Below are 26,953 nucleotides of genomic sequence, written 5' to 3'. Positions count from 1 at the left end.
AATATATGCCTGTAAAACTTCATATTAACGGTGTGTGATCCCTCACAGCGCGGCATTCCGCCGCGCTGATTTACGCTACCGGCTAATCTGTGCCACGGCATCCTGCGAGGCCTGTTCACGCGCGGCTCCCGTCAGCTCAGACAGCGTTCCCTGATGCATTTCAAGCAGGCGATCGGCATGTTCAAAGTAGTGATCGTCATGGCTGATCGCCACAATCGTTTTCCCCAATGCACGCAATTGCGGTAACAGCTCAAGATAGAACACACGGCGGAATTGCGGATCCTGATCGGCCGCCCATTCATCCAGCAGTAAGATGTCCCGCTGTTCGGCGACGGCCAGCAGCAGCGCAACACGTTTACGCTGCCCCTGAGAAAGCTGTAAGTTCATCACCTGATGATTCTCCAGCGTCAGCTTATGCCGCATGTTCAGGCGATCCAGCCAGCTGTCGACCAGCGCCGTATCCGGTTCCGTTCCCTGCGGGCCCATCATCTGCCCGAACAGGTGGAAATCGGTAAAAATGGCAGAGAATAGCTTTTGGTAATCCTCTCGCGTTTCTGCCGTAACGGGGCGGTTATCCAGCAGCAACGAGCCGGAAACCGGGGTATAAAGCCCAGTAAGCAGCATCGCCAGCGTAGATTTTCCGCTTCCGTTACCACCAATCAGAAACACCAGTTCGCCGCGCTTTATCACCAGATTGATCGGTCCGACTTCAAACCCGGAATTGTCATAGCGAAACACCACGTCACGCAGTTCCAGCGTGTGCCAATCCGCAGGGGCAATCGCAGCGAGAAACGGCTCCTGATAATCCGCCAAATCAAAACGTTTCAGCTTATTAAACGCAACTTGCGCACTCAGCAGCGTCGGCAGTGCGCCAACGGCCTGTAGCATCGGCGTGCGTAAAAAAAGCAGCGTCAGTGAATACGTCGCGGCAACATTGGTATCCGCCCAGCCGAGATTGTTTGCCATGAAAAAGACCGCGCCAATCACGCCCAGCATCATAATATTCGACCAGTTCACCGCGCTGAGGTGGAAGGTGTCAGCACGAATCACGTTCTCTCGGTAATCCTGCGCATTGGCCTGATAAATGTCTTCATACAGCTTCTGCGCCCGCTCACGATTGAGCGTGAGTTCTTTACGCCCGTTAATCACGGTTTCGTAATCTTTCTGAAGACGATCTTCCGCTTCCCGCACCTTAGTGAGATGGCTATACACGCGGGAAACCAGCATAAAACCGCCCCAGAGCGTTATCGCAATCCAAACGGACGTTACCACCAGCATTTTCGGGGAGAGCCAGGCAAGATAAACCGCTGAACCGATGGTGAGCACAATGCCCTGAATCAGCTCCGGCAGACGCACAAACGCAATCGTGATATTGCGGATATCGCTGGACAGGCTGGCAAGCAGTTGCGCACTGCCGATCTGCTCAATACGCGCAATGTTGGTGTCCAGAATACGCTTGATAAACTGCCCGCGCAGACGATAAACGAAATGGTGTCCTAGCGTGGTCAACGCCAGTTGCGACACCAGCGTCACCCCCATCAGGAGCAGCAGCAAGCCCAGAAACTGCGGCAATACGCTCAACGATTGATTGACCGTTTCAATCAATTGCAGGTTGATAAAGGCAATCAGTCCAATGCCCAACGCGGCACTCAACAAACTTAACAGGATAACGGCAAGAAATGGCCAACGGTATTGTTGGTAAACAATGCGGAGCAACTCCATAACAACCTGGTCTCTATGCTGAAAACAATCGCCCGCAGTTTAATGGTGGTGACTGTGATATCAAGAATAATTCTCATATCGAGCGTTACGCCAGACGCCCTATCCCCAAGTTCCCCATCCAGCCTCGTCAGCACAACGCATTAGAAACCATGATGAATTATCACGATTAGTTATCATTTCATCGGTGACACGCATCGTTGATGCCCGTTTCCCCTCCTAATAACAATAAACACAAATTGACACAAACAATAAAGATAACACTTTCCCCTGTGCGGTGAGTTATCTGAGCCTTCCGCACAAAAAACGCACAAAAAACGTAGTATCACGTCATCATGAACACTAAGTGATGGTAATTAAACATGATAATTAGTGTGGTAACTATTAATAAAGAAGGGTAATACTGCTAAGCCATTTAATACGTAAGAATATTGTCATACTTTTTATTTTCAAAACATTTCAAAAAAGTTGGATTTTTAGTTAAGCCGCACCTATAAATATCAAGAATCGGACAAATCTCATACCGTGCAGATTCCCTATGGAAAGGGGCCTACGCAGTACTCAAATTAGCCATACTTTACTGTTTTCTAAACCAGGCCTGTTTTTGTGCACCATTTTTGGTTGCACATATACCTATACACTCCCGTTGCCGAATCGATCTGCCGGGGGATGTATCCAGACAATGGTTGTAGATGATAAGTAAGAGGCTATTTCATGTCAGATATGAATGTTATTGCTGGAAATGTGAATATCCTGTCGCGCCAGAATGGCCAGTTCATAGAAAACGTTCCACAGGGTACGAGAAACGTCGAACTACTGGAAAGCAGCACCGTTCGAATCCATGGCACGCCAGATATGGTCTCTCGCTATGAGCGCGTCGGCAACGATCTTATCTTGCACATGAAAGACGGTACCACCGTCCGCTATGAAAGCTTCTTCACACTGGATGCAGCCGGTTATCACAGCGAGCTGGTTTTTGACGATGGTACCCGTCTCATCCATGCGCAGTTCTCGGGTGCAGCGGCGGCTGAAGGAGCCGCACTTGCAGCAGAAGCCGTTGCGCTTACGCCAGAATACTCCACGCTGGGCGACATGACGTCATTGCTGATTGGTAGTACCACTACCAGCACGCTATCGACAGCCACGCTAGGCAGCATTCTGGGGGCTGTCGCCGTCGGCGGAGCCGCTGTCGCGGGGATCGCAGTCGCCGTTGCCTCATCAAGCAATGACAACAATACGACACCACCGGCACAGCCAGAACCTTTAACCGTTGATCCCTTTGCCGGAAATAACAGTCTGAACCGTACGGAGATCGGCCAATCTCACGTCCTCAGCGGGAAAACCTCTGGCGTCAGCGCGGGGCAAACCGTCACCATCACATTGAACGGCGTGGTTTACACCACCAGCATTGCAGCCGACGGCAGTTGGCGCTTTACGCTGCCAGCAGATGCGTTTACCGGACTGCAAGACGGCATTTACGCATTAAAAGTGAGCGTGCCGGGTGCGAACGGCGTCGTCCATGAGAAAACTGTCGATCTCACCATTGATACCCTGCCGCCGAATTTAACCGTGGATAAATTTACGGGCGACAATTACCTCACCGTAGGAGAGCTGGCAAACGGCCAGGTCCTGAACGGAACGGGGGAAGCGGGTCAGAACGTCACTATCACGCTCAATGGGAAAACCTATACCACGACCATTAATGCCGCGGGTAACTGGACCCTGACCGTACCGGCCACAGACCTTCGTGCACTGAGCGAAGGCGAACACGCGATGTCGTTCACGATTAGCGATAGCGCCGGCAATACCACCGTGGTCAACCGCACCATCATTGTCGACACCACACCGCCGGAGCTGTCCCTGTCGCCGTTTACCGGCAACAACCTGATCACCGCCGATGAACTGCAATCCTCACAGTCTGTCTCCGGTACCGCTTCCCTGTCGGATGTCGGCCAGACCGTGACGGTGACATTTAACGGCACGACCTACACAACAACGGTAGGAAGCGATGGTTCATGGAGTGTGTTCATTCCCTCCGGCGACATGCAGGCGTTGACTAACGGTACCTACAATCTGGTGGCGTCATTAACAGATAAAGCAGGCAACACCACCACGCTGCCGCCGCAAACCATCACGGTGGACACTAACGCCGAAGCAGTCAACATCAGCATCGTCTCAGCAGATGACCGCCTGAATGCCGTGGAAGCAGGACAACCGCTGACGATCAACGGGACCACCGCCAACGTCGCCGCAGGCCAAACCGTCACGGTGACGTTGAACGGAAAACCCTACACCACCACAACGGGGACAGACGGCAAATGGTCTGTGGATATCCCCAGCGCCGACCTGCTTCTGCTGTCAGACGGCAGCAACACCCTGACTGCCAGCGTCCAGGGAGTCAGTGGTAATACCGTCACCGTCAACCACACGCTGGATGTACACATCAATACCCTCCCTTCCATCACGCTGACACCGCCTTTCACCGACGGCGTATTAAACGCAGCCGAAGCCGCGCAGGATCAGGTCATCAAAGGGGAAACCGGGATTAGCGGCAGAGGACAAACCGTCAGTCTGACGATCGGTGGGAATTACGTTACCGGAACGGTAGATGCCAACGGGAACTGGACGGTGACGATCCCCAAAGACGTCCTGCAAAGTCTGCCATCAGACAACATCAGCGTGCTGGAGATTGTTGTCCGCGATATCGCAGGCAACGAAACCACCGTAACGCAGAACATCAGCGTTGATACAACGCCGCCGACGCTCAACGTCTCCGCTATCGCGCAGGACGATGTCCTCAACGGTGCAGAACTGGCCGTCAATCAGGTGGTCAGCGGAACGGCATCGCTCAGCGAAGCCGGTCGCACGGTCACTGTTACGCTGAATGACAAACCCTATACCACCACCGTCGGCAACGACGGAAACTGGAGCATCACGCTGCCAACGGCCGATCTGGTGGCTATCGCGGACGGGAACCATAACCTGACCGTTACGCTGACCGACGCCGCAGGCAACACCACAACGGTAACCCGTCCACTGACCATCGACAGCGGCGCAACCACGGCTCCAACCATTACCATCAATAACTTCGCGGACGATAACGTCATTGATGGCGCAGAAGCAAAAGTCAGCCAGCAATTAAGCGGGACCACCACCAACGTTGAGGCGGGGCAGGTTGTCACCATTAGCCTGAATGGGAAAACCTATCTTGCCACCGTGCAATCCGGCGGTGTCTGGAGCATCAACGTTTCAACCGCAGATATCGCCTTGCTGGCGGATGGCGCGCACAGCATTAGCGTTAACGTGAGCAACAAAGCAGGCAACGCCGCGAGCGGAAGCCAGAGTATCAACGTTGATAAATCTGGCGACAGCATCGCCATCAACATTATCGCCAGCGATAACCTGTTAAGCCGGGCAGAATCCCTGCAACCGCTGGCGATCAGCGGAAATACCGCCAATGTCCCTGCGGGGCAAACGGTGACCGTTACGCTGAACGGGAAAAACTACACCACCACCGTTGCCGCAGACGGCAGTTGGACGCTGCAAATCCCCAGCGCCGACCTCCAGCTTCTGTCAGATGGCAATGCGACCTTAACCGCCAGCGTGACGGTGGCGGGAGGCGCGGCTGTCACCGACGCACAGACGCTAGGCGTACATATTCATACGCTGCCACAGCCGACGATTGATACGCCGTTCGGCAATGGTTCACTCAACGGCACAGAAGCGCTGGTTAGCCAGACGATTACCGGTCACACCGGCGTCAGCGGCGCAGGACAGACGGTCATCTTATCCCTCGGCGGGAAATCTTATACTGGAACGGTCGATACCGCAGGTAACTGGAAAGTCACCGTCCCTGCGGCCGATCTCCAGCAACTGCCAGAAGGTGATAACACGCTGCTGGTCACTGCTCAGGATGCAGCAGGCAATCAGGCGGGTAAAACATTTGTCAGCCATACCGACTTCACCGCTCCAACCCTGACCATCGGCACTATTGCCGGCGATGACACCATCAATCTGGTCGAATCGCAAAGCAACCAGACCGTCAACGGTACCGCCTCAATCAGCGAAGCAGGTCGTACTGTCGTTATCACTTTCGATGGGCAGTTCTATACCGGCGTTGTCGGTAGCGATGGCAACTGGAGTATCAACTTACCTACAGCCGCCCTGCGCGGCATGGCCGATGGCAACTACAAACTGTCAGCGTCGCTAACCGATGCAGTTGGCAATACCGTCAGCGTCGAAAAATCCATTGAGCTCAGTGCGGATCCGGCATTCCAGCCAACGATCTTCGTTAACGCCTTCGTCAATGAGAATAACATCATCACCGCGGCCGATCTCAAAGTCAGCCAGTGGCTAACAGGCACCAGCTCGAATGTGGAAACCGGCCAGATCGCCACCATTCTTCTCAACAAAAAATTCTACTTCGCCACGATCAAGAGCGGTGGAAACTGGAGTGTGGAAATCCCCGCCGCGGACATGGCGCAGCTCTCTGAAGGTACCGTGTCCATTACCGCACAGGTCGCGGATCAGGCAGGAAACTCGGGAAGCCACGAGAACTGGTCCAATGTTGATATGGATAATGACAGCATCTCCATCAGCATTGTCGCACTGGATAACCAGCTCAACCGCCTCGAAGCGTCACAACCGCTGACAATTTCAGGCTCAACGGTCAACGTGACTCCGGGAGAAAGCGTTACCGTTACACTCAACGGCAAGACCTATATCGGTACGATTGCCGCAAACGGCAGTTGGAGCGTCACTGTTGAAAGTAGCGACATGCTCGCCTTACCGGATGGCACGGCAACCATTACTGCCAGCGTCGCCAACCCCGGTGATGTTCCTGTTACTGCCAGCCGCGATATTGATATCCATATTAATAACCTGCCACAGCCAACAATTAACCAGCCTTTCGGCGACGGCATACTGAACATCATCGAAGCCGCCAGTGGGCAGAACCTGACAGGGAAAACCGGGATTGTCGGAGGCAACCAAAGTGTCATCATTACGCTAAATGGCAAAACCTATGCCGCCACCGTGGATAATCAGGGAAACTGGAGTGCAGCGCTTCCCGCCGCCGATCTGAAACTTCTGCCGAGCGGCGTACAGACTCTCCACGTAGAGGCGACGGACACTGCGGGTAACAGCATAGAGATCACCCGCGATATTACCGTCGATCTGGCTCTCCCCGTTCTGACGCTGAGACCGTTGACCAATGACGGTATCATCAACGCCGCCGAGAGCCTGAACGATCAAACGATCTCCGGTAATGCGCTACAGTCGGACGCGGGTCGCACTGTCACCGTTACGATTAACAATAAAAATTATCAGGCGCAGATTCAACCTGACGGTAGCTGGAGTACCACGATTCCCACCGCCGACCTTCAGGCGCTGGCTGACGGTAACTACACCGTGACGGCAACCTTGACCGGCGCATCAGGCAACAGCACCACCAGTACCGGAGCATTAACGCTGGATGCCAGCCCGGCCAACCTGCCTCTGCTCACCGTCAACGCCATCGCGCTCAATAACATCATCGACGGCGGTGAAATCAACGTCGCGCAAATCATCAGCGGCGGTAGCCTGAATGTCGAGGCAGGGCAGCGCGTTACCGTGACGCTCGGCGATAACACCTACACCACAACGGTTGACAGCAATGGTCAATGGCGTGTCAGCGTGCCGTCTGTCGATCTCATTCATTTGGCACAGGGTACGCATACCGTCACGATCGGCGTCAACGACGCCAGCGGTAACCCGGCAACGCTCAGCCAGACGATTACAGTGAATACCTCTCTGAGCGGCATTGCCATCGATACCGTCGCGGGTGACGACAAACTAAATCAACTCGAAGTCGCACAAGACCTGATCGTTAACGGCAGCAGCCAGAACGTGGCGGCAGGCACCACCGTGACGATCATGCTGAACGGGAAAAGCTACGACGGCGTCGTACAGCCGAACGGTTCCTGGAGCATCACCGTATCAGCGGCGGATGTCAGCGCGCTGGCCGACGGCAACACAACCCTCACCGTAACAACGGTAGACAGCGCAGGAAACGCGTTGAGCGGCAGTCGTACGATCGATGTGTTCACCCACAGTAGCCCGACGCTGACGCTGAACACGCCGTTCAGCGACGGTATTCTCAATGCCGCAGAGGCTGGTGTTACCCAGACGCTCAGCGGTACAACGGGTATCGCCTCACCAGGGCAAACCGTCACCGCCACCCTCGGCGGCGTGACGTACACAGGAGTGGTTGATACAGCAGGTAACTGGACGATTTCGCTGCCTGTAAATGGCCTGCAAAATCTGCCAAACGGCACCACGGCATTGCAGGTTAGCGTCAGCGACGCGGCCGGAAACAGCAGCACGCTAACCAGCAACATTACCGTGGCTCGCACGCCGCCTACGTTGGCGACGGGTAACTTTGCTACCGACAACATTCTGAATAGCACCGAGGTGCAAAGCAGCCAGTTGCTAACCGGCACCGCCTCACCGTCCAGCGCGGGGCAAACCGTTACCACAACGCTGAACGGCAAAACCTACAGCAGCACTGTCGGCAGTGACGGCACCTGGAGCATCACCATTCCGTCAGCCGATCTGAGCAATCTGTCCGATGGCAATTACAGTCTTGTGACACGTCTGACCGATACCGCAGGCAATACCACGACCACAACACAGGCCATTGTCGTCGATGCCAGCCCGCTCAACGCACCAGTCGTCACGATTGGGACTTTCGCCGGCAACAACATTATTGACGGAGCGGAAGTCCGGGTCAGTCAGGTGCTCAGCGGCACCAGTAAAAACGTTGAGCAAGGCCAAACGGTGACGATTAGCTTCAACGGCAAACCGTATACCGCGCAAGTTCTGTCGAACGGGAACTGGAGCACAACGATCTCGGATGCTGACATGGCTCTGCTGGCTAACGGCAGCCAGACGATCACCGTCAGCGTGAGCGATATCTCCGGCAATACCGCGACATCCAGCAGCATCGTGACGGTGAATACCAATGCAAGCGGCCTGTCTATTGCGCCAATTACCGGGGATAACCAGCTAAATGTGCAGGAAGCGGCAAGCGGCATAACCATTAACGGCGGTGCCGTCAACGTCGCGCCTGGCACGGACGTCAACGTCATACTTAACGGGAAAACCTATACCGTTCAGGTACAGCCAGACGGAACCTGGAGCGCCACCATTCAGCCTGGCGATCTGCAAGTGCTGGGGGATGGTATTATCACGGTTAACGTTACAGCGGTCGATCAGGCGGGTAATGCCCTGTCGGGGACACAGCAACTGGGCGTCAGCATCCATAACCCACCGGTGGCCTCGCTGCATATGCCATTCAGCAACGGTTATCTGAATCTCAGCGACGCACAGGGCGGGCAGACACTCTACGGTACAACAGGCCTCCGTGGAGCGGGACAAACCGTCAGTATTACCATCGGAACCACGGTCTATGCTGGTACGGTTGACGGCAGCGGCAACTGGAGTCTCCAACTGCCATCATCCGTTCTGACCGCACTGGCAGACGGCCTGCTCAACATTTCCGTTACCGTCAGCGATGTGGCTGGCAATACCTCCACCGTTCAGGGCAGCGCATTCGTTGATTTGACCCCACCAGTGCTGACCATTAACCCAATTGGCACTGACGATATCATCAACATCGCGGAAAGCCTGCAGCCAGTGGTGATCAGCGGTACGTCGCCCATCAACGACAGCGGCCGTCCTATTATTGTTAACGTCACCATCAACGGGCAGATCTATCAGGGGCTGGCACAGGCCGATGGCACCTGGAGCGTCACCGTGCCCGCCGGCGACCTGCAAAACATGCCGAATGGCGTTACAGCAATTACGGCAACCCTGACCGATGCCGCGGGCAATACCGGTACCGTTAGCCACTCGATTGTTTTGGATACCGACCCCGCTAAAGCGCCGACCCTGACGATAGCAACGCTGTCGACCGATGATTACCTCAATCTGGCCGAATCGGGCCAGCCGTTAACCATCAGCGGCAGCAGCCAGAATGTGGAACAGGGCCAGCAAGTGACCATCACCCTCAACGGTGGAATTTACTTCGCCACCGTGGGGGCCGATGGCAGTTGGAGCGTACAGGTTCCCGCAACGGATGTGGGCAACATCCCTGACGGTAAACAAACCGTCAGCGCCAGCGTGACGGACGTGAGTGGTAACCCCGGTTCGGCGACGCATAACATCACCGTCATCACCGATGCCGCTAACCTACCCGGTATCACCATCGCAACCCTGTCTGGTAACGATGTCGTCAGCGCGCAGGATACGCAGTCCGACCTGCTCATCTCTGGCTCAACAACAAATGTTCAGGTGGGACAGCGCGTCACGGTGACGCTGAATAACAAAACCTATCTGGCAACCGTTGGTGCTGACGGTAGCTGGAGCACGACCGTTCCCGCTAGCGATGTGCAAAATCTGCCGCAGGGCAATCAGAATGTTACCGCGACGGTCAGTGACATCGCGCAAAACCCCGCCACGGCAACCCATCCGTTTACGGTCGATACTGTCCCACCGCTGCTGTCTATCGATATGCTGGTTGACACCAGCGATATCGGTTTGGCAGACGCGCTGGCTGGGCTCCCGTTAAGCGGCAAGGGCGAGGCGGGCCTTCTGATCACCATCAAAGTCGGTACAGCAGTCTATAGCACCGTCGCCGATAGCAACGGCATCTGGCAAATCGCCATTACGGCGAACGATCTGCTGGCGTTGGGCGACGGCGTGAAGACGCTTGAAGCGAGCGTGACCGACGGCGCAGGAAATGCCAGCACGAGCAGCATTGATATCACGCTAAAAACGCAGTCGCTCCCCACGCTGACGCTGAATGCGCTCTATGACAACAATGTCCTTACCAGCGCGGAACTGGCGGCGGAAACGACCATCGGCGGCACCTACACCAATCTGCCCGTCGGGGCAGCGATTCAGGTCACGATCGGGGCTTACACCGTAACAGGCGTGACGCTCGCGGGCGGCCTGTGGAGCGCCACCATTCCGGCCAATGCACTTAGTATTCTGGCAGATGGCAACGTGCAGGTCAGCGCGACGGTCACAGACAGCGCGGGCAATACCGGTAGTGCAAGCGGCACGCTGGATGTCGTCATCCACACCAATTTCGCCATCAGTATCGCGACACCGTTTGTTGACGGCGTGCTAAATCAGGCAGAAAGCACGGTGGACCAACTGCTGACGGGCACAACGGGGCTCATCGATCCTGGCCAGAGCGTGTCAGTTTCCGTTACCAACGGCACGATAACCACCACCTACAGCGCAACAGTCGCGGCAAACGGACAGTGGAGTGTGACGTTACCTGCTGCCGATTTGTCGGCATTCGGCGATGGCACACACACCATCAACGTGACCGTCACGGATCATGCGGGCAATATCGGAACAGGAAGCGGTACGTTCTCCAGCATCATTGTGGGCGTGCCTGTCGCTTCGCTGGATACCCCGTTCGGCGATGGCAAACTGAGTCTGGCTGATGCGCAGCCAGGCGCGACGCTGTCCGGGCAAACGGGGCTCTCCAGCAACGTGGGGCAAACCGTGTCGGTCAGCATTAACGGTACAAGCCTCCCCGCCACGGTCAATGCCGACGGCAGTTGGTCATTATCGCTGGACCGCCAGACGCTGATCGACCTGCCGGATGGCACCGTGAATTTCACCGTTACGGTGACCGACTCTGCGGGTAACACCAGTACCGCAGCGGCTACGGCGAATGTGCTGACCACTACTCTGCCTGCGGCAACGCTGGACCTGCCGTTTGGCGACGGCATTCTTAACGCGACTGAAATTCAGGCCATCCAGACATTAACCGGTAAAACCGGTATTACCAGCGCGGGTCAGGAAGTCATCGTGACGGTGACCAATAAAGCCACGCTGGTAGACACCACCTTTACGGCCACCGCGGACGGCTTAGGCGGCTGGTCCAGAGAGCTGAGCCTTGCCGATTTGGCGATCTTCACCGAAGGCAACTACAGCATTAGCGTCAAGGTCACCGACTGGGTCGGCAATACCAGCACCAGCGCCTCACTCGATGTCAGTTCGGCGCAAACGCTGCCTGCCCCGATTATCGATGTGATACCGTTTGGCATTGATAATATTCTGAGCGGCACCGAAGCGGCATCTGCACTGACGTTCTCTGGCCGCACGCAGATTGGCGGCAACGGGCAAAGCGTTAAACTGGAGATCGATCTCAACGGTATTCGCTATACCGCGACGGTGGATAATGCCGGCAACTGGTCAGTGACGCTGCCTCCGAATGCGTTGAATTCGCTGGTTGACGGTCAACATACCATCACGGTGACGGCCGTTGATGCAGCCGGCAACACCGGTTCTACCCCCATCACCTTTACCAGCGATCTCACGCCACCCACCATCACGCTGAATACCCCGTTTGATGACGGCTACCTGAGTATCGCAGAAGCCGCAACGCTGGCAGGCAGAACGCTTAGCGGTAACGCGGGGGATGCCGTAAACGTAACGGTCACATTTGGCGGACAACCGCTCGTCACACAGCTTAGCGGAGGCGTATGGACAGCCACGTTGACGCCAACGCAACTCAGTCTGCTTGCCGACGGAACGCACAATATCGTCATCACGGCAACGGATAGTCTGGGCAACAGCGCTACGCTGAATTCTCAGGCAATCCTTGCCGTGCAGGCCTCACCGACGCTGGCAATTACCGCCTTTGCCGGGCTGGATGGCCTCAACTATGCGGAAAGCCGCACCACGCAGACCATCAGCGGCACCGCCACCGGGTTGGAAGTGGGGCAAAACGTGACCGTCAGGCTGAATAACGTCGATTACACGGCAAAAATTCTCGCTGGCGGCACCTGGAGCGTCACCATCCCTTCTGCTGCACTGCAAGCGCTGGCAAATACGACGTACACCATCACCGCCGATGCGACGGATAAAGCGGGTAATCCGGCGACACAAGCCAATGTGGGATTCAACGTCAATCTGACACCACCGCCTATCGTTATGGTGATCGACCCAATAGCAGGCGACAACATCATTAACGCCAGTGAAATCAACGGTAATATCACTATCTCAGGGCGATCTATCGGCCCCTCTTCAAGTAATACGGTAGTATCGGTCAACATCGGCAGCTCGCCACTTGTCGCCATCACTGACGCCAATGGCTTCTGGAGCACCACCATTCCCGCCAGCGTCTATTTCACCACGCAAGGCAACGTCAATATCACCGCGACGTCGCTTGATGCAACGCTCACGCGAACAGTACTGGTCGATACCATCGCGCCGACATTAAATATCGAGGCTTTTGCGGGTGATAACGTACTGGGGGGGACGGAAGCCAGTACCGCCCAGACGATTACGGGGACAGCCTCTACCACGGAGGCCGGGCAGCTCGTCAGCGTGGTGCTGAATGGAAAAACCTACACGGCTCAGGTTTCCGCCACCGGCACCTGGAGTGTGAGTGTACCTGCTGCCGATCTGGCACAGTTGTCCGATGGTAGCCATACCATTACCGCGACGCTCGCGGACAGAGCAGGAAATACCACCACGGATACGCAGATCGTTACCGTCGATACGGGTATTCCACTGCTCAGCGTGACACTGTTCGATGACAATATCCTGACGCTGGCTGAAGCCGTGGCGGGCGCAGCGATCACCGGTACAGGCGAAGTCGGGGCTACCGTCACGTTAACCGCCGGGCCGTTGACGGGCACGACAACCGTCGGTTCCGACGGCAAATGGACGATTCCGGTGCTGTCCGCCAACCTGCAAAACCTGATCGACGGGCCGCAGGTCATCGGCGTGACGCTGACCGACACCTCAGGCAATACCGCCCACCTTGATGTCACGCTGGACGTCGCGCTGAACAAGACGCTCGGCGCAGGTATTACGGACATCTTCGGTAACGATGGCATCCTCAATCTGGCTGAATCACTGGTCACTCAGGTTATCAGCGGTAACGCGACCGGCAACTATCTGGGCGCGAAAGTACAGGTCACCGTGTTGGGCAATACGGTGGAAGGCACCGTCGGTGCCAACGGTGCCTGGAGCGTCGCCCTTTCCCCGAACCTGCTCACAGGCCTGAGCAATGGCCTGTTGGCGGTTAACGTCGACATCATCGATTCACATGGCAACGTGAAGAATCAACTGGTCAATATTGATGTATTGAAATCCTCGCCGACCATTAATTCTGTTGTGGCCTTCGCGGATGGCGCACTGAATGCCGCGGATGTTACTACCAGCCAGATTATCAGCGGTATCGTTAGCGGCGGCAGCGTGGCACTAGGGGCGACGGTCAGTGTGACGCTGGGCACCAAGCTTTACACCGGGATTACCGTCGGTGCAGGCGGAGCCTGGAGCCTGTCCGTTCCTGCCCTCGACTTGCAGGCCTTGCAGGATGGCACGCTGGCGCTGGGCGTTGTGGTCACCGATTACGCAGGCAACACCGCCAGCCAGATAGTGAACGTCCCGACGGTCATCAAGAACTTACCGAGTATTACGCTGAACCCAGTCTTTGGCGACAGCCTGCTGAATCTGGGCGACCTGCTGGTCAACCAAACCCTCAGCGGCACAGCAACTGGTCTGGCTGGCAGAACCATTACGCTGAGCATTGCAGGTTCACAAATCGCCACGGCCACCGTCGGTTCCGATGGCAAGTGGAGCGCTGCCGTCACCCCGAGCGTATTGGGCATTCTGCAAGGGCTGGGCAGCGGTGATTTCACCGTGAGCGCCACCGCGACAGACAGCGTAGGCAATAGCACTACTGGCAGTGCTGGCATCAAATTCGATTTCGCCCAGCCAGTGATTACGCTGAATCCGGTATTTGGCGGCGATGGCTTCCTCAACGCGGCAGAAGCGCTGGTGGCGCAAACAATCAGCGGTGTGGTCACCAATGCCAGCGTCGGATCGCAGGTTGCGGTTACTCTGGCAGGTAAAACCTTCCTGTCTACGGTCGGGGCGGGAGGCGCGTTCAGCCTGACGCTGCAACCGTCCGACCTCAGCGCGCTGGTCGATGGCAACACCACACTGAATGTGTCGATCACCAATACCTCCGGCAATATTGGCACCATCAATAACGCCATCGGTATCATTGCCAAAAACCTGCCAACGATTAGTCTTGGCTCGCTGTTTGGCGGTGATGGTTTCCTCAATGCCGCAGAAGCCGCGCTGACACAGACGATCAGCGGTACCACCACCAACGCCGTCGCGGGATCGTCCGTCGTGATACGCATCGGCACCCTGACGCTAAACGCGACGGTCGGCAGTGACGGCACCTGGAGCACCAGCGTCACGCCGCTGCAGCTGTCCGGGCTGGCTAACGGCAACCTCACCGTCAGCGCGACAGTGACCGACCCGGCAGGCAACAGCACCGGCGTCAGCGCTGGCCTCAACGTCGCGATATTGCCGCCGACGATCGCGCTTAATCCGTTGTTCAACAACGGCGTGCTGGATCTTACCAGCCTGTTGAGCGCGCAAACCATCAGCGGGACAACGACCAATGTGTCGGCAGGTACGGCGATCAACGTCACGCTGGGCAGCAAAACCTACACCACAACGGTCGGCGCAAACGGTAGCTGGAGCCTGCCGGTTCCTAACCTCGATCTGAAGGCCCTCACGGATGGCGTCACGAGCGTTGGCGTCCGTCTGGTGGATGCGGCGGGTAACGTTGGCCAGCAGGCCAGTAACATCAGTGTGGCGATTAACGGCCAGCCGACGCTGACCCTCAACCCGCTCTTTGGCGGTGACGGTCTGCTCAACGCAGTCGAGGCTGCTGCGGGTCAGGTCATCAGCGGAACCAGTACCAATGCGATAGGGTCCACTATCCAGATCTCGCTGGGTACCAAGACCTACTCTGCCGTGGTGCAAAGCAACGGTAGCTGGTCAGTCAGCCTGCCTTCACTCGATCTCAACAGCCTGACTGACGGCACGCTCTCCCTCAGCGCCTCTCTGACCAACGCGGCAGGGAAAAGCGCCAGCGCAGGGGCTTCGATTGGCGTAGGCGTTCACACATTGCCAACGGTCAGCCTCGGTTCTCTGTTTGGCGGGGACGGTTATCTGAATCTGGCCGAAGCGGGCGTAAACCAGATCATCAGCGGAACCACGACCAATGCAGCAGGCGGTAGCATCACGCTGACCGTGGGCGGACTCGTGCTCAACGCCACGGTCGCCAGCAACGGCACCTGGAGCGTCACGGTACCGAGTGCCAATCTGACCAGCATCCTTGATGGCAACCTGACTGTCGGTGTCACCGTCACTGACCGTTACGGCAACACCAATAACACCAGTAGCAATGTGATCGTGAAAACCCACCAGCTACCGCAGTTGGGCATTGATGCGGTGGGGTCACTGATTGGCAACACGGTTGGCCTGCTGGCAAACGGCGTCACCGTCAGCGGAACCTCGCGCTACGTGCAGCAAGGCGCCAAGGTGACTGTCACGCTGCTCGGTCAGACGCTACAGGGTACCGTCGGTGCCGATGGCAAATGGAGCGCACATTTCAGCAGCTCGCTACTGGGCATCAACGTTTTCAACGTGGGAGCCATTTTGACCGCGCTGTTGGGAACAGCGGTTGAAGCCTCCGTCACCGATCAGGCGGGTAACTTCACCGGGGTATCCGCTGGATTAACATCCGGTATCTCCCTTGGGTTACCGCTGATGAGCATGATGGCGTTGGATGTTGACGATAGCAGTCTCGTTCAGGTGGCCTCGCTGTCCAGCGAACCGCTCGACACCGGGGAAAATGCCGAAGTACAACCCCTTACTGTCAGCTCGAAAATGGCAGCTGCCACGCTCAGCGAGACACACGCCATCGACAATAGCGCCAGCACCGAAGTGGAAAACAGCGTTTATGCCATCGGCGGCGTCGTTATCAATCTGGCCGACGGCAGTGTGCAAACGGGCGAGGAGGTCGAAGGGGGAGAAGGCGACGACATTATTACGCTTTCAACGCTCGACTTTACCCAAATCGACGGTGGTGACGGCATCGATACGCTGGTTCTGGATGGCACCGAGCTCAATCTGGACCTCACCGCGTTGGGGCTTAAAATCGATAACGTGGAGATTTTCGATTTAGGTCAAAACGGCACCAACAGTATCACGCTGGATCTCGACCGCGCCCTGAATGTCACCGACCGACCTGAAGATGATCTGCTGATCGTTGGGGGAGAAGGGAATCAGGTGAACCTGATTCCAGGCGAAGGCGTCTGGAGCACGGTAGGACAGCGCGATATTGATGGCCAACGCTTCGACGTCTACCACCATTCATCGCTGGATAGCGCCAACAACCTGGGAGATGTACTGGTGCAGCAAGGCCTGCTCGTCAATATGGTGTAACGGTGTTTTAAGCGCTGGCTCGATCAAGGACTGCTGCTTATACACAAATGCGGAGATCAACGCGGATTTTGTCGTTATCCGGCGTAAGAAATTATGCAGAGGAGATAGTAGGTTTAGGATAAGCCGCATGGACGCGGCGAAAGCTTGCGCCACGTATGGAACGTGTCGCAAGCGGTCCGTTAAACCTGATACCGACGATGGCACCGCGTAGCGGCATAATTTCCGCCAAAAGCCTGGGGTCTCGGGGCGAGCGGCGTTTGAGCCGTCCCGAGTCGGGCGCGTGCTACGAAATAGCATAAAAATAGCGCCATTATCGCGCACGAAACAGCCTCAACAGCAGCATAGAGATATGACGAAGAGGGTGAGAGGAAGGGGTATTAACGCATTTTTGCCAGCGCGCCCTATCCCTCCTTTAAAGGAACTAAAACAAAAAGTGATGAAAACAGGGGTCATTGATGCACAAGCCATTTTTTATCAGGGGCATGTTTTTTCCGCACAATCGCGCTTTTTTGACGCACACATTACGCCATCACACGCCGCGCGGTGTGGTGACGATCGGGCTGGCACTCGGGCTGGCCTGCGGCGGCCTTCCCTTTCTCTATAGTTCGTCGACGTTCGCTCAGGCTGTCGCGTTTGACTGGTCCGCCGCACCGACAGAACAGCAGGTCGATAGCCTGGATCTCAAGCAGGCCATTCTCCGTGCATTTGCACGCAACCCACAAATTGCACAGGCTTCGGCGCAAATTCGCGTCGGGGAAGCCGACCTGCGCGTCGCGCAAAGCGCCTGGTTCCCGCAAATCGGCCTGAGCGGCAATGTCGGCCAGTCAGATCAAAGTGATACTGGCGGCACGATGAGCAACAACTCCACAGCGGGTATTACGCTGAAACAGCTCCTGTACGATTTTGGTAAGACGGGCGGCAGCATTGATGAGCAGCATAGCTTGTCAGATGCCTATCGCTATCAACTCTACGGCGTCATGACCACTGTCGGTCAGCAAACCTTGCTGACCTACCTGAAAGTCAAACGCTATCAGGAACTGAGTCAGGCGGCCGAGCGTAATATCACGTCGCTCACTCAGGTCAAAGACATCGCGACACTCCGCTCCGAGGCCGGTCTCAGTACGCAATCCGACATCCTGCAGGCGGAAACCCGCATCGCGGGCATGAGGGCAACGCTGGAGCAATATCGGGCGCTGGAACGTTCCTCGCTGGCCCAGCTCAGCGTGCTGACCGGCGTGCTCCCCACCGCCCTGCCCGATCTTCCCCGTGCGCTGCTGCAACAAAAAATTACGCTCAAGGCACTCCCCTACCAGCAGAGTAATGCGGTACTGAGCGCGCAATCCAAGCAGGAGGCCTCGCGCCACCGGATTCGTCAGGCAGAAGCCCAGCATTGGCCCACCATTGCCGTGCAGGCGGGCCGTACCCGCTATGAAACCGACAGGCGTAATTACTGGGACGATCAGCTACAGCTGGTGGTGGAAGCCCCGCTTTATCAGGGCGGTGCCGTCAGCGCACGCGTTGATGCCGCATCAGGCACGCGTGAAGCGGCGCAGGCTGAAGTCGAAGCAGCAAAGCTGGATATGAACCAGAAAGCCTCAACGGCCTATGCCGATCTCATCGGCGCGCAGCAGCGTGAAAAAGCCAGCCAGCAGCAAATTACCAGCGCGACCTACACCCGCAACGTTTATCAGGATGAATACAAACTCAGCAAACGCAGCCTGAACGACCTGCTCAGCGTTGAACAAGACGTATTGCAGGCTGAAACCTCACGCATCGGCGCGTTATATGACGGCTGGGAGGCGGCGGTTAACTATGCCGCGGCCGTCGATAATCTGCTGGATATGTTGGGCATTGAGCGTCATCAAGCCACTGGCGAGACGTTACCGTCGCTGTAAGCCGGCTCACCTGCCGGATAAGAACATGCAGGAATGTGAATGACACAAATCACCCAAACTGAAACCTGGATTGCCGCCATGGCACGCGCCGCCGCCCACTATGGACAGGTGGTCGATATCCAGTCGGTACGCCAGCAGATGCGCTGGTACGAACAGCAGCCGATTGCCCGTCAGCTAGAACAAATCAGCCACCTGATGGGGTTAAGCATCAGCCTGCGACACACGGAGAAGCTCCGCTGGCGCAACAAGATCTTACCGGTACTGGCAGAAACCGACGATGGCGGCGTCATCGTCATTGAGTCGTTAAACGATGAAGGCATCGCCACCTACTGGCTGAATGACGGCGGCGACCTTCAGCGCGAAGCCGAACTGACTGAGCTCATCAAACACAGTCAGGGGATTATCGTGCTGGTCGGCATCGCCGAACGTGGCCGCGACACCCGCATCGATGATTTCGTCAAACCGTACCGCAAGCACTGGTTCTGGCAACATTTTCGCGGCGCAAAACGGCAGATCGGGGAAATATCTCTCGCCTCTATCGTGGGTAACGTTCTGGCGCTGGCGGGGATCCTGTTCTCCATGCAGGTGTATGACCGCGTGATTCCGGCGCAGTCGATTCCCACCCTGTGGGTGCTGTTTTTCGGCGTACTGCTGGCTGCCGCATTGGAGTACGCCATCCGTTTGTCGCGTACCGTTGTCTCCGATCTGATGGGCAAGAGCATCGATCTGAACGTGTCGGGAATGCTGTTTGCCCGCGCGCTGGCGATAAAAAATGAGGCCAGACCGAAATCCACCGGCTCGTTTATTTCACAGCTGCGGGAAATCGATCAGGTACGTGAACTGCTGACGTCTACAACCGTCGGGGCGGCAGCCGATATGCCGTTCGTCTTTCTGTTTCTCGGCATCATGGCGATGATCGGCGGGCCGCTGGTGCTGATTCCCATGCTGGCGATCCCGCTGATTGTGATTCCCGGCCTAATGCTGCAATGGCCGATGGCGAAGCTGGCCAAAGAAGGCATGCGCGAAAGCGCCTTGCGTAATGCGGTGCTGGTCGAGTCCATCGAAGGGATCGAAGATATCAAAGCGCTACAGGCCGAACCCTACTTCCAGCGCCAGTGGGAGCAGACACACGAGGTCAGCGCCGCCATCGGAATGAAACAACGCATATGGGGCGCGCGGCTCAGCGGCTGGGCATCGACCGTCCAGCAGCTCACCTATGCTGGCATGCTGGTGTTCGGTAGCTATCTGGTGCTGGCAGGCGATATCACCACCGGTACGCTCGTGGCCTGTAGTCTGCTTTCCTCACGCACCATCGCGCCGCTTATGCAGTTAACGATGGTGTTTTCCCGCTGGCAGCACGCGAAAACCGCGATGACCGGGCTGGATGACATCCTGCAAAAACCGCTGGATCGGCCGGAAGACGGCAAAATGGCGCACTGCCCGATCCTTCAGGGCCACTTCCAGCTCCACAACGTGCAATACAGTTACGACCCTGAACAGGGCGATACCGCCTTGCAGGTCGGCAAGCTGGAGATCAAACCGGGCGAAAAAGTGGCGCTGCTGGGTAAGGTCGGCGCGGGTAAATCCACCCTGCTCAAGCTGCTTGCCAATCAGGCGACGGCGACGCGCGGCAAGGTCATTATTGACGGTGTCGACATCAGCCAGATCGATCCGGCGGATGTCCGCCGTCAGTTGGGCTTTCTGTCGCAGGAATCGCGTCTGTTCTTCGGTAGCCTGCGGCAAAATCTGATGCTCGGCAACCCGCACGCCACCGAGCAGGAGCTGTTGCAGGCGCTACGCATTAGCGGTGCGCTCAGCCTGATCCAACAGGATGCCTCCAGCCTGGATCGCATTATTCATGAAGGCGGACGCGGTTTATCCGGCGGGCAGCGGCAGATGATTCTGCTCAGCAGGATGCTGTTACGTAATCCCCAGATCGTGCTGCTGGATGAACCTACCGCCTCGATGGACGAACAGTTGGAAAGCCACGTTATCCACCAGTTAAGCAGTTGGCTCACGGGGCGCACGCTGGTACTGGTGACACACCGCCCGGCGCTGCTCAAGCTGGTTGACCGCGTGGTCGTCATGGATGGCGGGCGCATCGTGGCAGATGGTCCGCGTGACCAGATTTTGAAAGCGATCAGCAAACCGGCAGATGCCGCACAGAGCGTGGCGTAAGGGGAAAAACAATGAGTAGCATCACGATCCATGATGACCTGAAACGCCAGGGTCGACGCGTCTCCGCCATTATTTGGCTCAGCCTGCTGGGGCTGGTCGTCTTTTTTATCTGGGCCACCTTCGCCGTGCTGGATGAAGTATCGGTCGGGAGCGGTAAAGTGACGCCGTCAACCCGCGCACAGGTGATTGAAAGTCTGGACGGCGGGATCATCGGCCAGCTATATGTGCAACAGGGCAATGTCGTCGAGAAAGGTCAGGTGCTGGCGCAGTTAGACATCAACCGTTTTCAGTCCGTCTACGGCGAAGCCTTCTCCCGCGTGCAGACGCTGCGGGCATCCGCCGAACGTCTGCACGCCGAGCTCAGCGGCGAACCGCTAACATTCAGCGCGGAAACCATGAAAGAACCGGCGCTGGCCGCACGCGAACGCCAGCTCTATGAATCACGCTTGCGCAATCGCGATGAAACCGTCGCCAACCTGCAACAGTCTATGCGGCTGGTAGAACAAGAGCTGCGGATGACGGAGCCGCTGGTGCAGCGCGGCGCCGCCAGCGCCGTCGAGGTGATTCGATTACGTCGCCAGATTAGCGAGATCCGCGGCAAAATCGACGAAGCCCGCAACCAATACGCCGTACGGGCGCGGGAAGAACAGGTCAAAAACAACGCCGATCTGGAAGCACAGATGGAAGTGGTCAGCGGGAAAGCCGATCAGCTCAAACGCGCCACCATTACGTCGCCAGTCCGCGGGATTGTGAAGGACATTCAGGTAACGACCGTTGGCGGGGTACTGCAACCGGGCGGCAAGCTGATGGAAATTGTACCGCTGGAGGATCAGTTGCTGATCGAAACGCGCATCAACCCGCGTGATATTGCCTATATCCGGCCGGGCTTGCCCGCCACGGTAAAAATCACCGCCTATGATTCCTCCATCTACGGCAACTTAACGGGTGAAGTCGAAAGCGTGTCACCCGATACACTTCAGGACGAAGTCAGGCGCGATCAGTTTTACTATCGGGTCTATGTGCGCACCACGCAGGCGGAGCTAACCAACAAAGCCGGGGAAAAATTCCCCATCGTGCCCGGCATGGTTGCGAGCGTAGAGATAAAAACCGGCCAAAAAAGCGTGCTGGACTATCTGATTAAACCGCTGAACAAGGTCAATGAAGCGCTGCGCGAACGTTAAGTCAGTACATTCAATGCACGCTGTCATTTTATAAATAACGGTGCTGCGATTGCTAAAAAAGTGAGTCGAGCGGTGATAATGGGTCGATCGTAAAGACGCTGCAAGTACCTCCCTGTAAGCTCGAGCCGCGCCATCCCTGGCGCGGACGCTTTACTCTTCTATCCCATTACCACCGTTCTCGTTCTGTAAGTAGATTTGTCAACGCTCTGAACGTTGTCATGACAAAACAACTTATTAAGCGAACTACTTTTTAACGGTGACGTTCTTGATTTGCCAGGTACTGTCGCTCGTCAGTTTGACGTTCTTCATGGTGACTTCTATCGGCTTTTTCGCGTTCTCGCCGTTCAGTACCACGACGCCTTTGGTTTGGGACGTAATATCTTTAAACGTAATGTCGCTCCAATCAGGAACATTACTTCCCTCTTTTTTCTCATATACCGTATCAATCACAATCGGTTTCGCCACATTCTTCATGACGACATTGCTATACCGAACGCCATTGACCACCCCAGCAGCCGACTTGTCACTCTTAATGCGTAAGCCATTCGTGGTGCCATTCATGTTCAGGTCATCGACGGTTACATTGTAAACCCCCATCGTTTCGCTGCCGATCGACATACCGTGGCCCGTTCCGAATTCGTTATGCAAAATGGAAATATTGCGCGTCTCGGCCCGGCCTTTATAGGCTTTGATCGCCACGTTATCGTCACCCGTCGAAATATTGCTGTGGGCAATAGTGATATTTTTTGATGACATAGGATCGATACCGTCGGTGTTTCTGGCAGTGGATGGCGTTTTGATCGTGGTTTTCCACGCAGTGAAACCATCACCATCGCTGAACACGACGTGGAAGTTCGGGGAGTTAATGATTGAAACGTTATACAGCGTGAAATTCTTGCTCTTATTAATTTGAATCAGCCGGGGGGTATTCTGTTTTAACTTTTTCACTTTGGCATCGGCGGCCAGATCCCACCAGCTCACCTTTTTATCCTGAAGCTTCACGCCCCCTTGCCCATCAATGGTGCCCGGCCCATAAATTCCGCTATTCGTCGTACTCGTGGCGGTAATAAACGCATCACAGCCTTTACCATTTGTATCGACCACGCCACAGGATGACGGCGCATTCTCAAAAGATTTGGCGTTATTCACGGCCCGCAGCGTCACCCCTTTGTCGATTAATAAGCTGACGCCCGAAGGCAGAGAAAGCGGGCCGCTCAGAAAGACGGAAGAACTTCCTGCGCTTAGCCTGACCGCTTTTCCTTGCTCACAGTTATTCAATGCTTTTTGAAGGGTACTGGTGGCAGTGCTGCTGTCCGCTTTAAGCACCGTACAGGAGGATGGTGCTTTCGGCTCACTCACCGTTCGTGAGTCAGAAGCAAATGCCGAGGCGCTGAACAGGCCGATAAGCCCCAATGATAGTGATAAAACTCGCTTACCTGATTGATATTCCATGTCAAACCTTCCCTTATATTCCCGTCATACTTCAAGCCGCAGGTGCGTTGGCTTCTCTTACTCACCCCAGTCACTTACTGGTGTAAGCTCCTGGGGACTCGCGCGATTGCCGCCTACCCGCAACTCGAATTATTTAGGGCATAGATATCCGCAATTTTATGGTTACTAAAAAAGGAATTGCGCGTTCTTCTTGCTTAATTAAGAAAAATGAAACGCCTTTATAGAAACCAAGAATTGTCGAACATGCATATGTAGATTAATAAAAAGTCCATTTACATAAAACTTTGCTAATGTTTATTAAGAAAAGCATTCAGTTTTACGCATGATTAAATTATCACCAGAAAAGTAAATGGCACATCAACGAAACGCGGAAACAAACCGAATCCAGTCACGTGCAGCCGTAGGCGAGTGATAAGATTTTTATCTCTTCAAGCCATTCACTTTTCTTATTTCTTTAATAAGAACCTTCCGAATATTTATTAGTTCATAATAAATAATTAAAGAAAATATAATAAACAACAAATAAAATTAAATATAAAATAATCACAGACTAAATTAAATAATCTGATTAACCTCAACAATTTTGTCGAATTGTTATTCATTTCTAATTCTCTGCTATATAATCCTTTTCGATGCGCAAGGACTCCCTCTTTATTTGGAATAAATAAAGAGAAAAAATATCCGTTTAATTTACAAGGAAAAACACATGTTTAAGTATTTAACACCGATATTTTTATGTACGGCTGCTTTTTCTTTTCAGGCTCAGGCTAACGACACCATGTTGATGCTGCTGAAAAAAGACAATGCCACCTATTTAAGCTGGTCTACCGATGCAGGCAACGTTGTTCGCCAGGATGTGTATCGCAGTACCAGTAATAATCAGGCGAGCAGCGAAAAAATCGCAGAGCTCAATTCTACCGACAGAACCTTTACGGATTTAAGCGCTAATCCGAAGTCGGATTATTGGTATTGGGTGGATACCGTTAGCGGCAATAATAGTGTCCTGAAGTCTAACGCAGCACCGACCGACCCAAGCAAGGAGCCAGCACCACTGCGCGCTGCATCACTGAAGGCAGCCAGTTCAGAATGTAAAGCAGGAGCGGTAATTAAAGATAAAACCGTCGACTGCGGCGGTATTACTCTGGGTCTGAGCTGTAAAGGCGACAGTGATAAGCAGCCTCCGGTTATCACGCTGGAAAATGCCACCATTAAGAACTTGCGCATCTCCGAAAAAGGCGGTTCTGACGGTATTCACTGTAAATCAGGCAACTGCCGTATCGAAAACGTAATCTGGGAAGACGTTTGTGAAGATGCAGCGACCAACAACGGTAAAACCATGACCATCGTCGGCGGTGTCGCACATAACACCACCAATGGCCCTGGCGGCAAACCGGACAAAGTACTGCAACAGAATGCCAAAAACAGCCACACGATCGTACAGGGCAACTTCACCCTGACTGGTCAACACGGCAAACTGTGGCGTTCCTGCGGTGACTGCACCAACAACGGCGGCCCGCGTAACCTCACCATCATCAGCGCAACCGTTAACGGTACCATCGACAGCATCGCTGGCGTAAACCGTAACTTTGGCGATGTGGCTGAAATCCGCGATCTGCGTATTAAAAACTACAAAGCAGGCAAGCCTAAAGTATGTGAAGAGTTTACTGGTGTAGAAAAAGGCCAGGGCGAATCACCTAAACACGGCGAGCAATGGGATACCAAGAACTGCAAAGTCAGCCGTTCAAACGTTAAACCGCTGTAATTCTGCCAGCAGAATTCACACCTAAGTTACTCTATCCTCTGGGGTCCTGACGCATCCCCCCTCAACAGACCGTGCTTATTCAAGCACGGTCTGTTTCATTTCATTACCCTTGCTGCAATTCGGTAAACAGCGTGCGCTTCAGCGCCAGCTCAACACCACGCAGTTCCGCCAGCCCTTTCAGGCGACCGATTGCCGAGTAGCCAGGATTGGTCTTCTTTTTCAGATCGTCCAGCATCTGATGCCCGTGATCTGGCCGCATCGGGATCGGACGGCGATCGCCTGCCTTCTGGCGCCGCAGTTCCTCCGCCAGAATGGCATTGATGATCGCCACCATATCCACATCCCCTTGCAAATGCGCCCCTTCATGGAAGGAATTGGGATTGTCTTCGCGACAGGTCGCACGCAGATGGGTGAAATGCACGCGATCGGCAAACGTTTCCAGCATCGTCACCAGATCGTTATCGGCCCGTACGCCGTACGATCCCGTGCAGAAGGTAAAGCCGTTATGCAGGCTATCAACCGTCTGTTTCAGCCAGCGCATGTCGTCAATCGTGGACATCACACGCGGCAGCCCAAGGATCGGACGCGGTGGATCGTCAGGGTGAATCGCCAGGCGGATACCAGCCGCTTCCGCAACAGGCACAATCTCACGCAGGAAATGCCCAAGATGCTCACGCAGTTTGGCATGGTCGATGCCATCATACTCTGCCAGACGGCTACGGAATTGCTCCAGCGTATAGCCCTCTTCAGACCCCGGCAGACCCGCGATAATATTCCCCGTCAGACGCGCAATCTCTTCTTCACTCATCGCTCGGAAGTAATCGGCAGCCTGTGCCTGCTCATCTGCCGTGTAATCTTTTTCGGCACCGTGACGCTGTAAGATATGCAGTTCAAAGGCCGCAAAGGCAATATGATCGAAACGCAGCGCTTTTGAACCATCCGGCAGAACATACTCCAGATCGGTTCGCGTCCAGTCCAATACAGGCATGAAGTTATAGCACACCGTATCAATCCCACACTGCGCCAGGTTGCGCAGCGATTGCTGGTAATTGGCAATATGCTGCTGATAATTCCCCGTCTGGGTTTTGATCTCTTCATGAACCGGTACGCTTTCCACCACCGACCAGACCAGCCCTTTCGCCTTCAATTCGGCTTTGCGCTTTTCAATCTCTTCAACCGACCAGATTTCACCATTGGGAATGTGGTGCAGCGCCGTCACCACGCCAGTCGCGCCCGCTTGCCGAACGTCATCCAGTGAGACAGGATCGTTCGGGCCGTACCAACGCCAGGTTTGTTCCATACCGAGTTACCTTTTTTCGCCAAGTGAGAAAGTTGTTTTGTCACTTTTTTCATCAATAAATGAGGAAAAGACTACCTCACCGGGGCAGGCTGTCAAACGAAATGCACAAATTGATTGACCAATTACACAAAAAATTCAATTT

The 26,953-nt window shown here is 55.2% G+C and carries 8 protein-coding genes; 5 read left to right on the top strand and 3 right to left on the bottom strand.

Features of this window, described 5'->3' with window-relative positions:
• Positions 1-75: 75 nt before the first annotated feature.
• On the bottom strand, positions 76-1,722 hold the full coding sequence (locus R9X49_RS01220; RefSeq protein WP_319846898.1) for a multidrug ABC transporter permease/ATP-binding protein: 1,647 nt from the start codon (positions 1,720-1,722) through the stop codon (positions 76-78).
• 711 nt (positions 1,723-2,433) lie between these two features.
• Here R9X49_RS01220 and R9X49_RS01215 point away from each other — a divergent pair.
• From R9X49_RS01215 to R9X49_RS01200, 4 genes are all read left to right on the top strand, one after another.
• Positions 2,434-17,043, top strand: coding sequence for an Ig-like domain-containing protein (locus R9X49_RS01215; RefSeq protein WP_319846897.1), 14,610 nt, complete (start codon positions 2,434-2,436; stop codon positions 17,041-17,043).
• A 455-nt stretch (positions 17,044-17,498) separates the two neighbouring features.
• On the top strand, positions 17,499-18,938 hold the full coding sequence (locus tag R9X49_RS01210; protein WP_319846896.1) for a TolC family outer membrane protein: 1,440 nt from the start codon (positions 17,499-17,501) through the stop codon (positions 18,936-18,938).
• A 39-nt stretch (positions 18,939-18,977) separates the two neighbouring features.
• Positions 18,978-21,116 carry a type I secretion system permease/ATPase gene (locus R9X49_RS01205; protein WP_319846895.1) on the top strand — a complete coding sequence of 713 codons (2,139 nt, stop codon included), beginning with the start codon at positions 18,978-18,980 and terminating at the stop codon, positions 21,114-21,116.
• A gap of 11 nt (positions 21,117-21,127) precedes the next feature.
• Positions 21,128-22,297 (top strand): HlyD family type I secretion periplasmic adaptor subunit, encoded by a 1,170-nt coding sequence (locus R9X49_RS01200; protein ID WP_319846894.1) that lies wholly within the window; start codon positions 21,128-21,130, stop codon positions 22,295-22,297.
• 243 nt (positions 22,298-22,540) lie between these two features.
• Here R9X49_RS01200 and R9X49_RS01195 read toward each other — a convergent pair whose 3' ends face one another.
• Complete coding sequence (locus tag R9X49_RS01195; protein WP_319846893.1) at positions 22,541-23,749, bottom strand: glycoside hydrolase family 28 protein; 1,209 nt, start codon at positions 23,747-23,749, stop codon at positions 22,541-22,543.
• A 706-nt stretch (positions 23,750-24,455) separates the two neighbouring features.
• On the opposite strand from R9X49_RS01195, the gene pelI reads away from it, so the two are divergent.
• Positions 24,456-25,511 (top strand): pectate lyase PelI, encoded by a 1,056-nt coding sequence (pelI, locus tag R9X49_RS01190; protein WP_319846892.1) that lies wholly within the window; start codon positions 24,456-24,458, stop codon positions 25,509-25,511.
• Between the two features lie 103 nt (positions 25,512-25,614).
• Here pelI and uxuA read toward each other — a convergent pair whose 3' ends face one another.
• Positions 25,615-26,811, bottom strand: a complete 1,197-nt coding sequence (uxuA, locus tag R9X49_RS01185; protein WP_319846891.1) for a mannonate dehydratase — start codon at positions 26,809-26,811, stop codon at positions 25,615-25,617.
• Positions 26,812-26,953 lie beyond the last annotated feature (142 nt).

Origin of the sequence: Pectobacterium carotovorum (assembly GCF_033898505.1) — a bacterium.
GTDB classification, from domain to species: Bacteria; Pseudomonadota; Gammaproteobacteria; order Enterobacterales; family Enterobacteriaceae; genus Pectobacterium; species Pectobacterium carotovorum_J.
The sequence above is the reverse complement of the archived record's forward strand: the minus strand, read 5'-3'. Positions and strand labels throughout refer to the sequence as shown.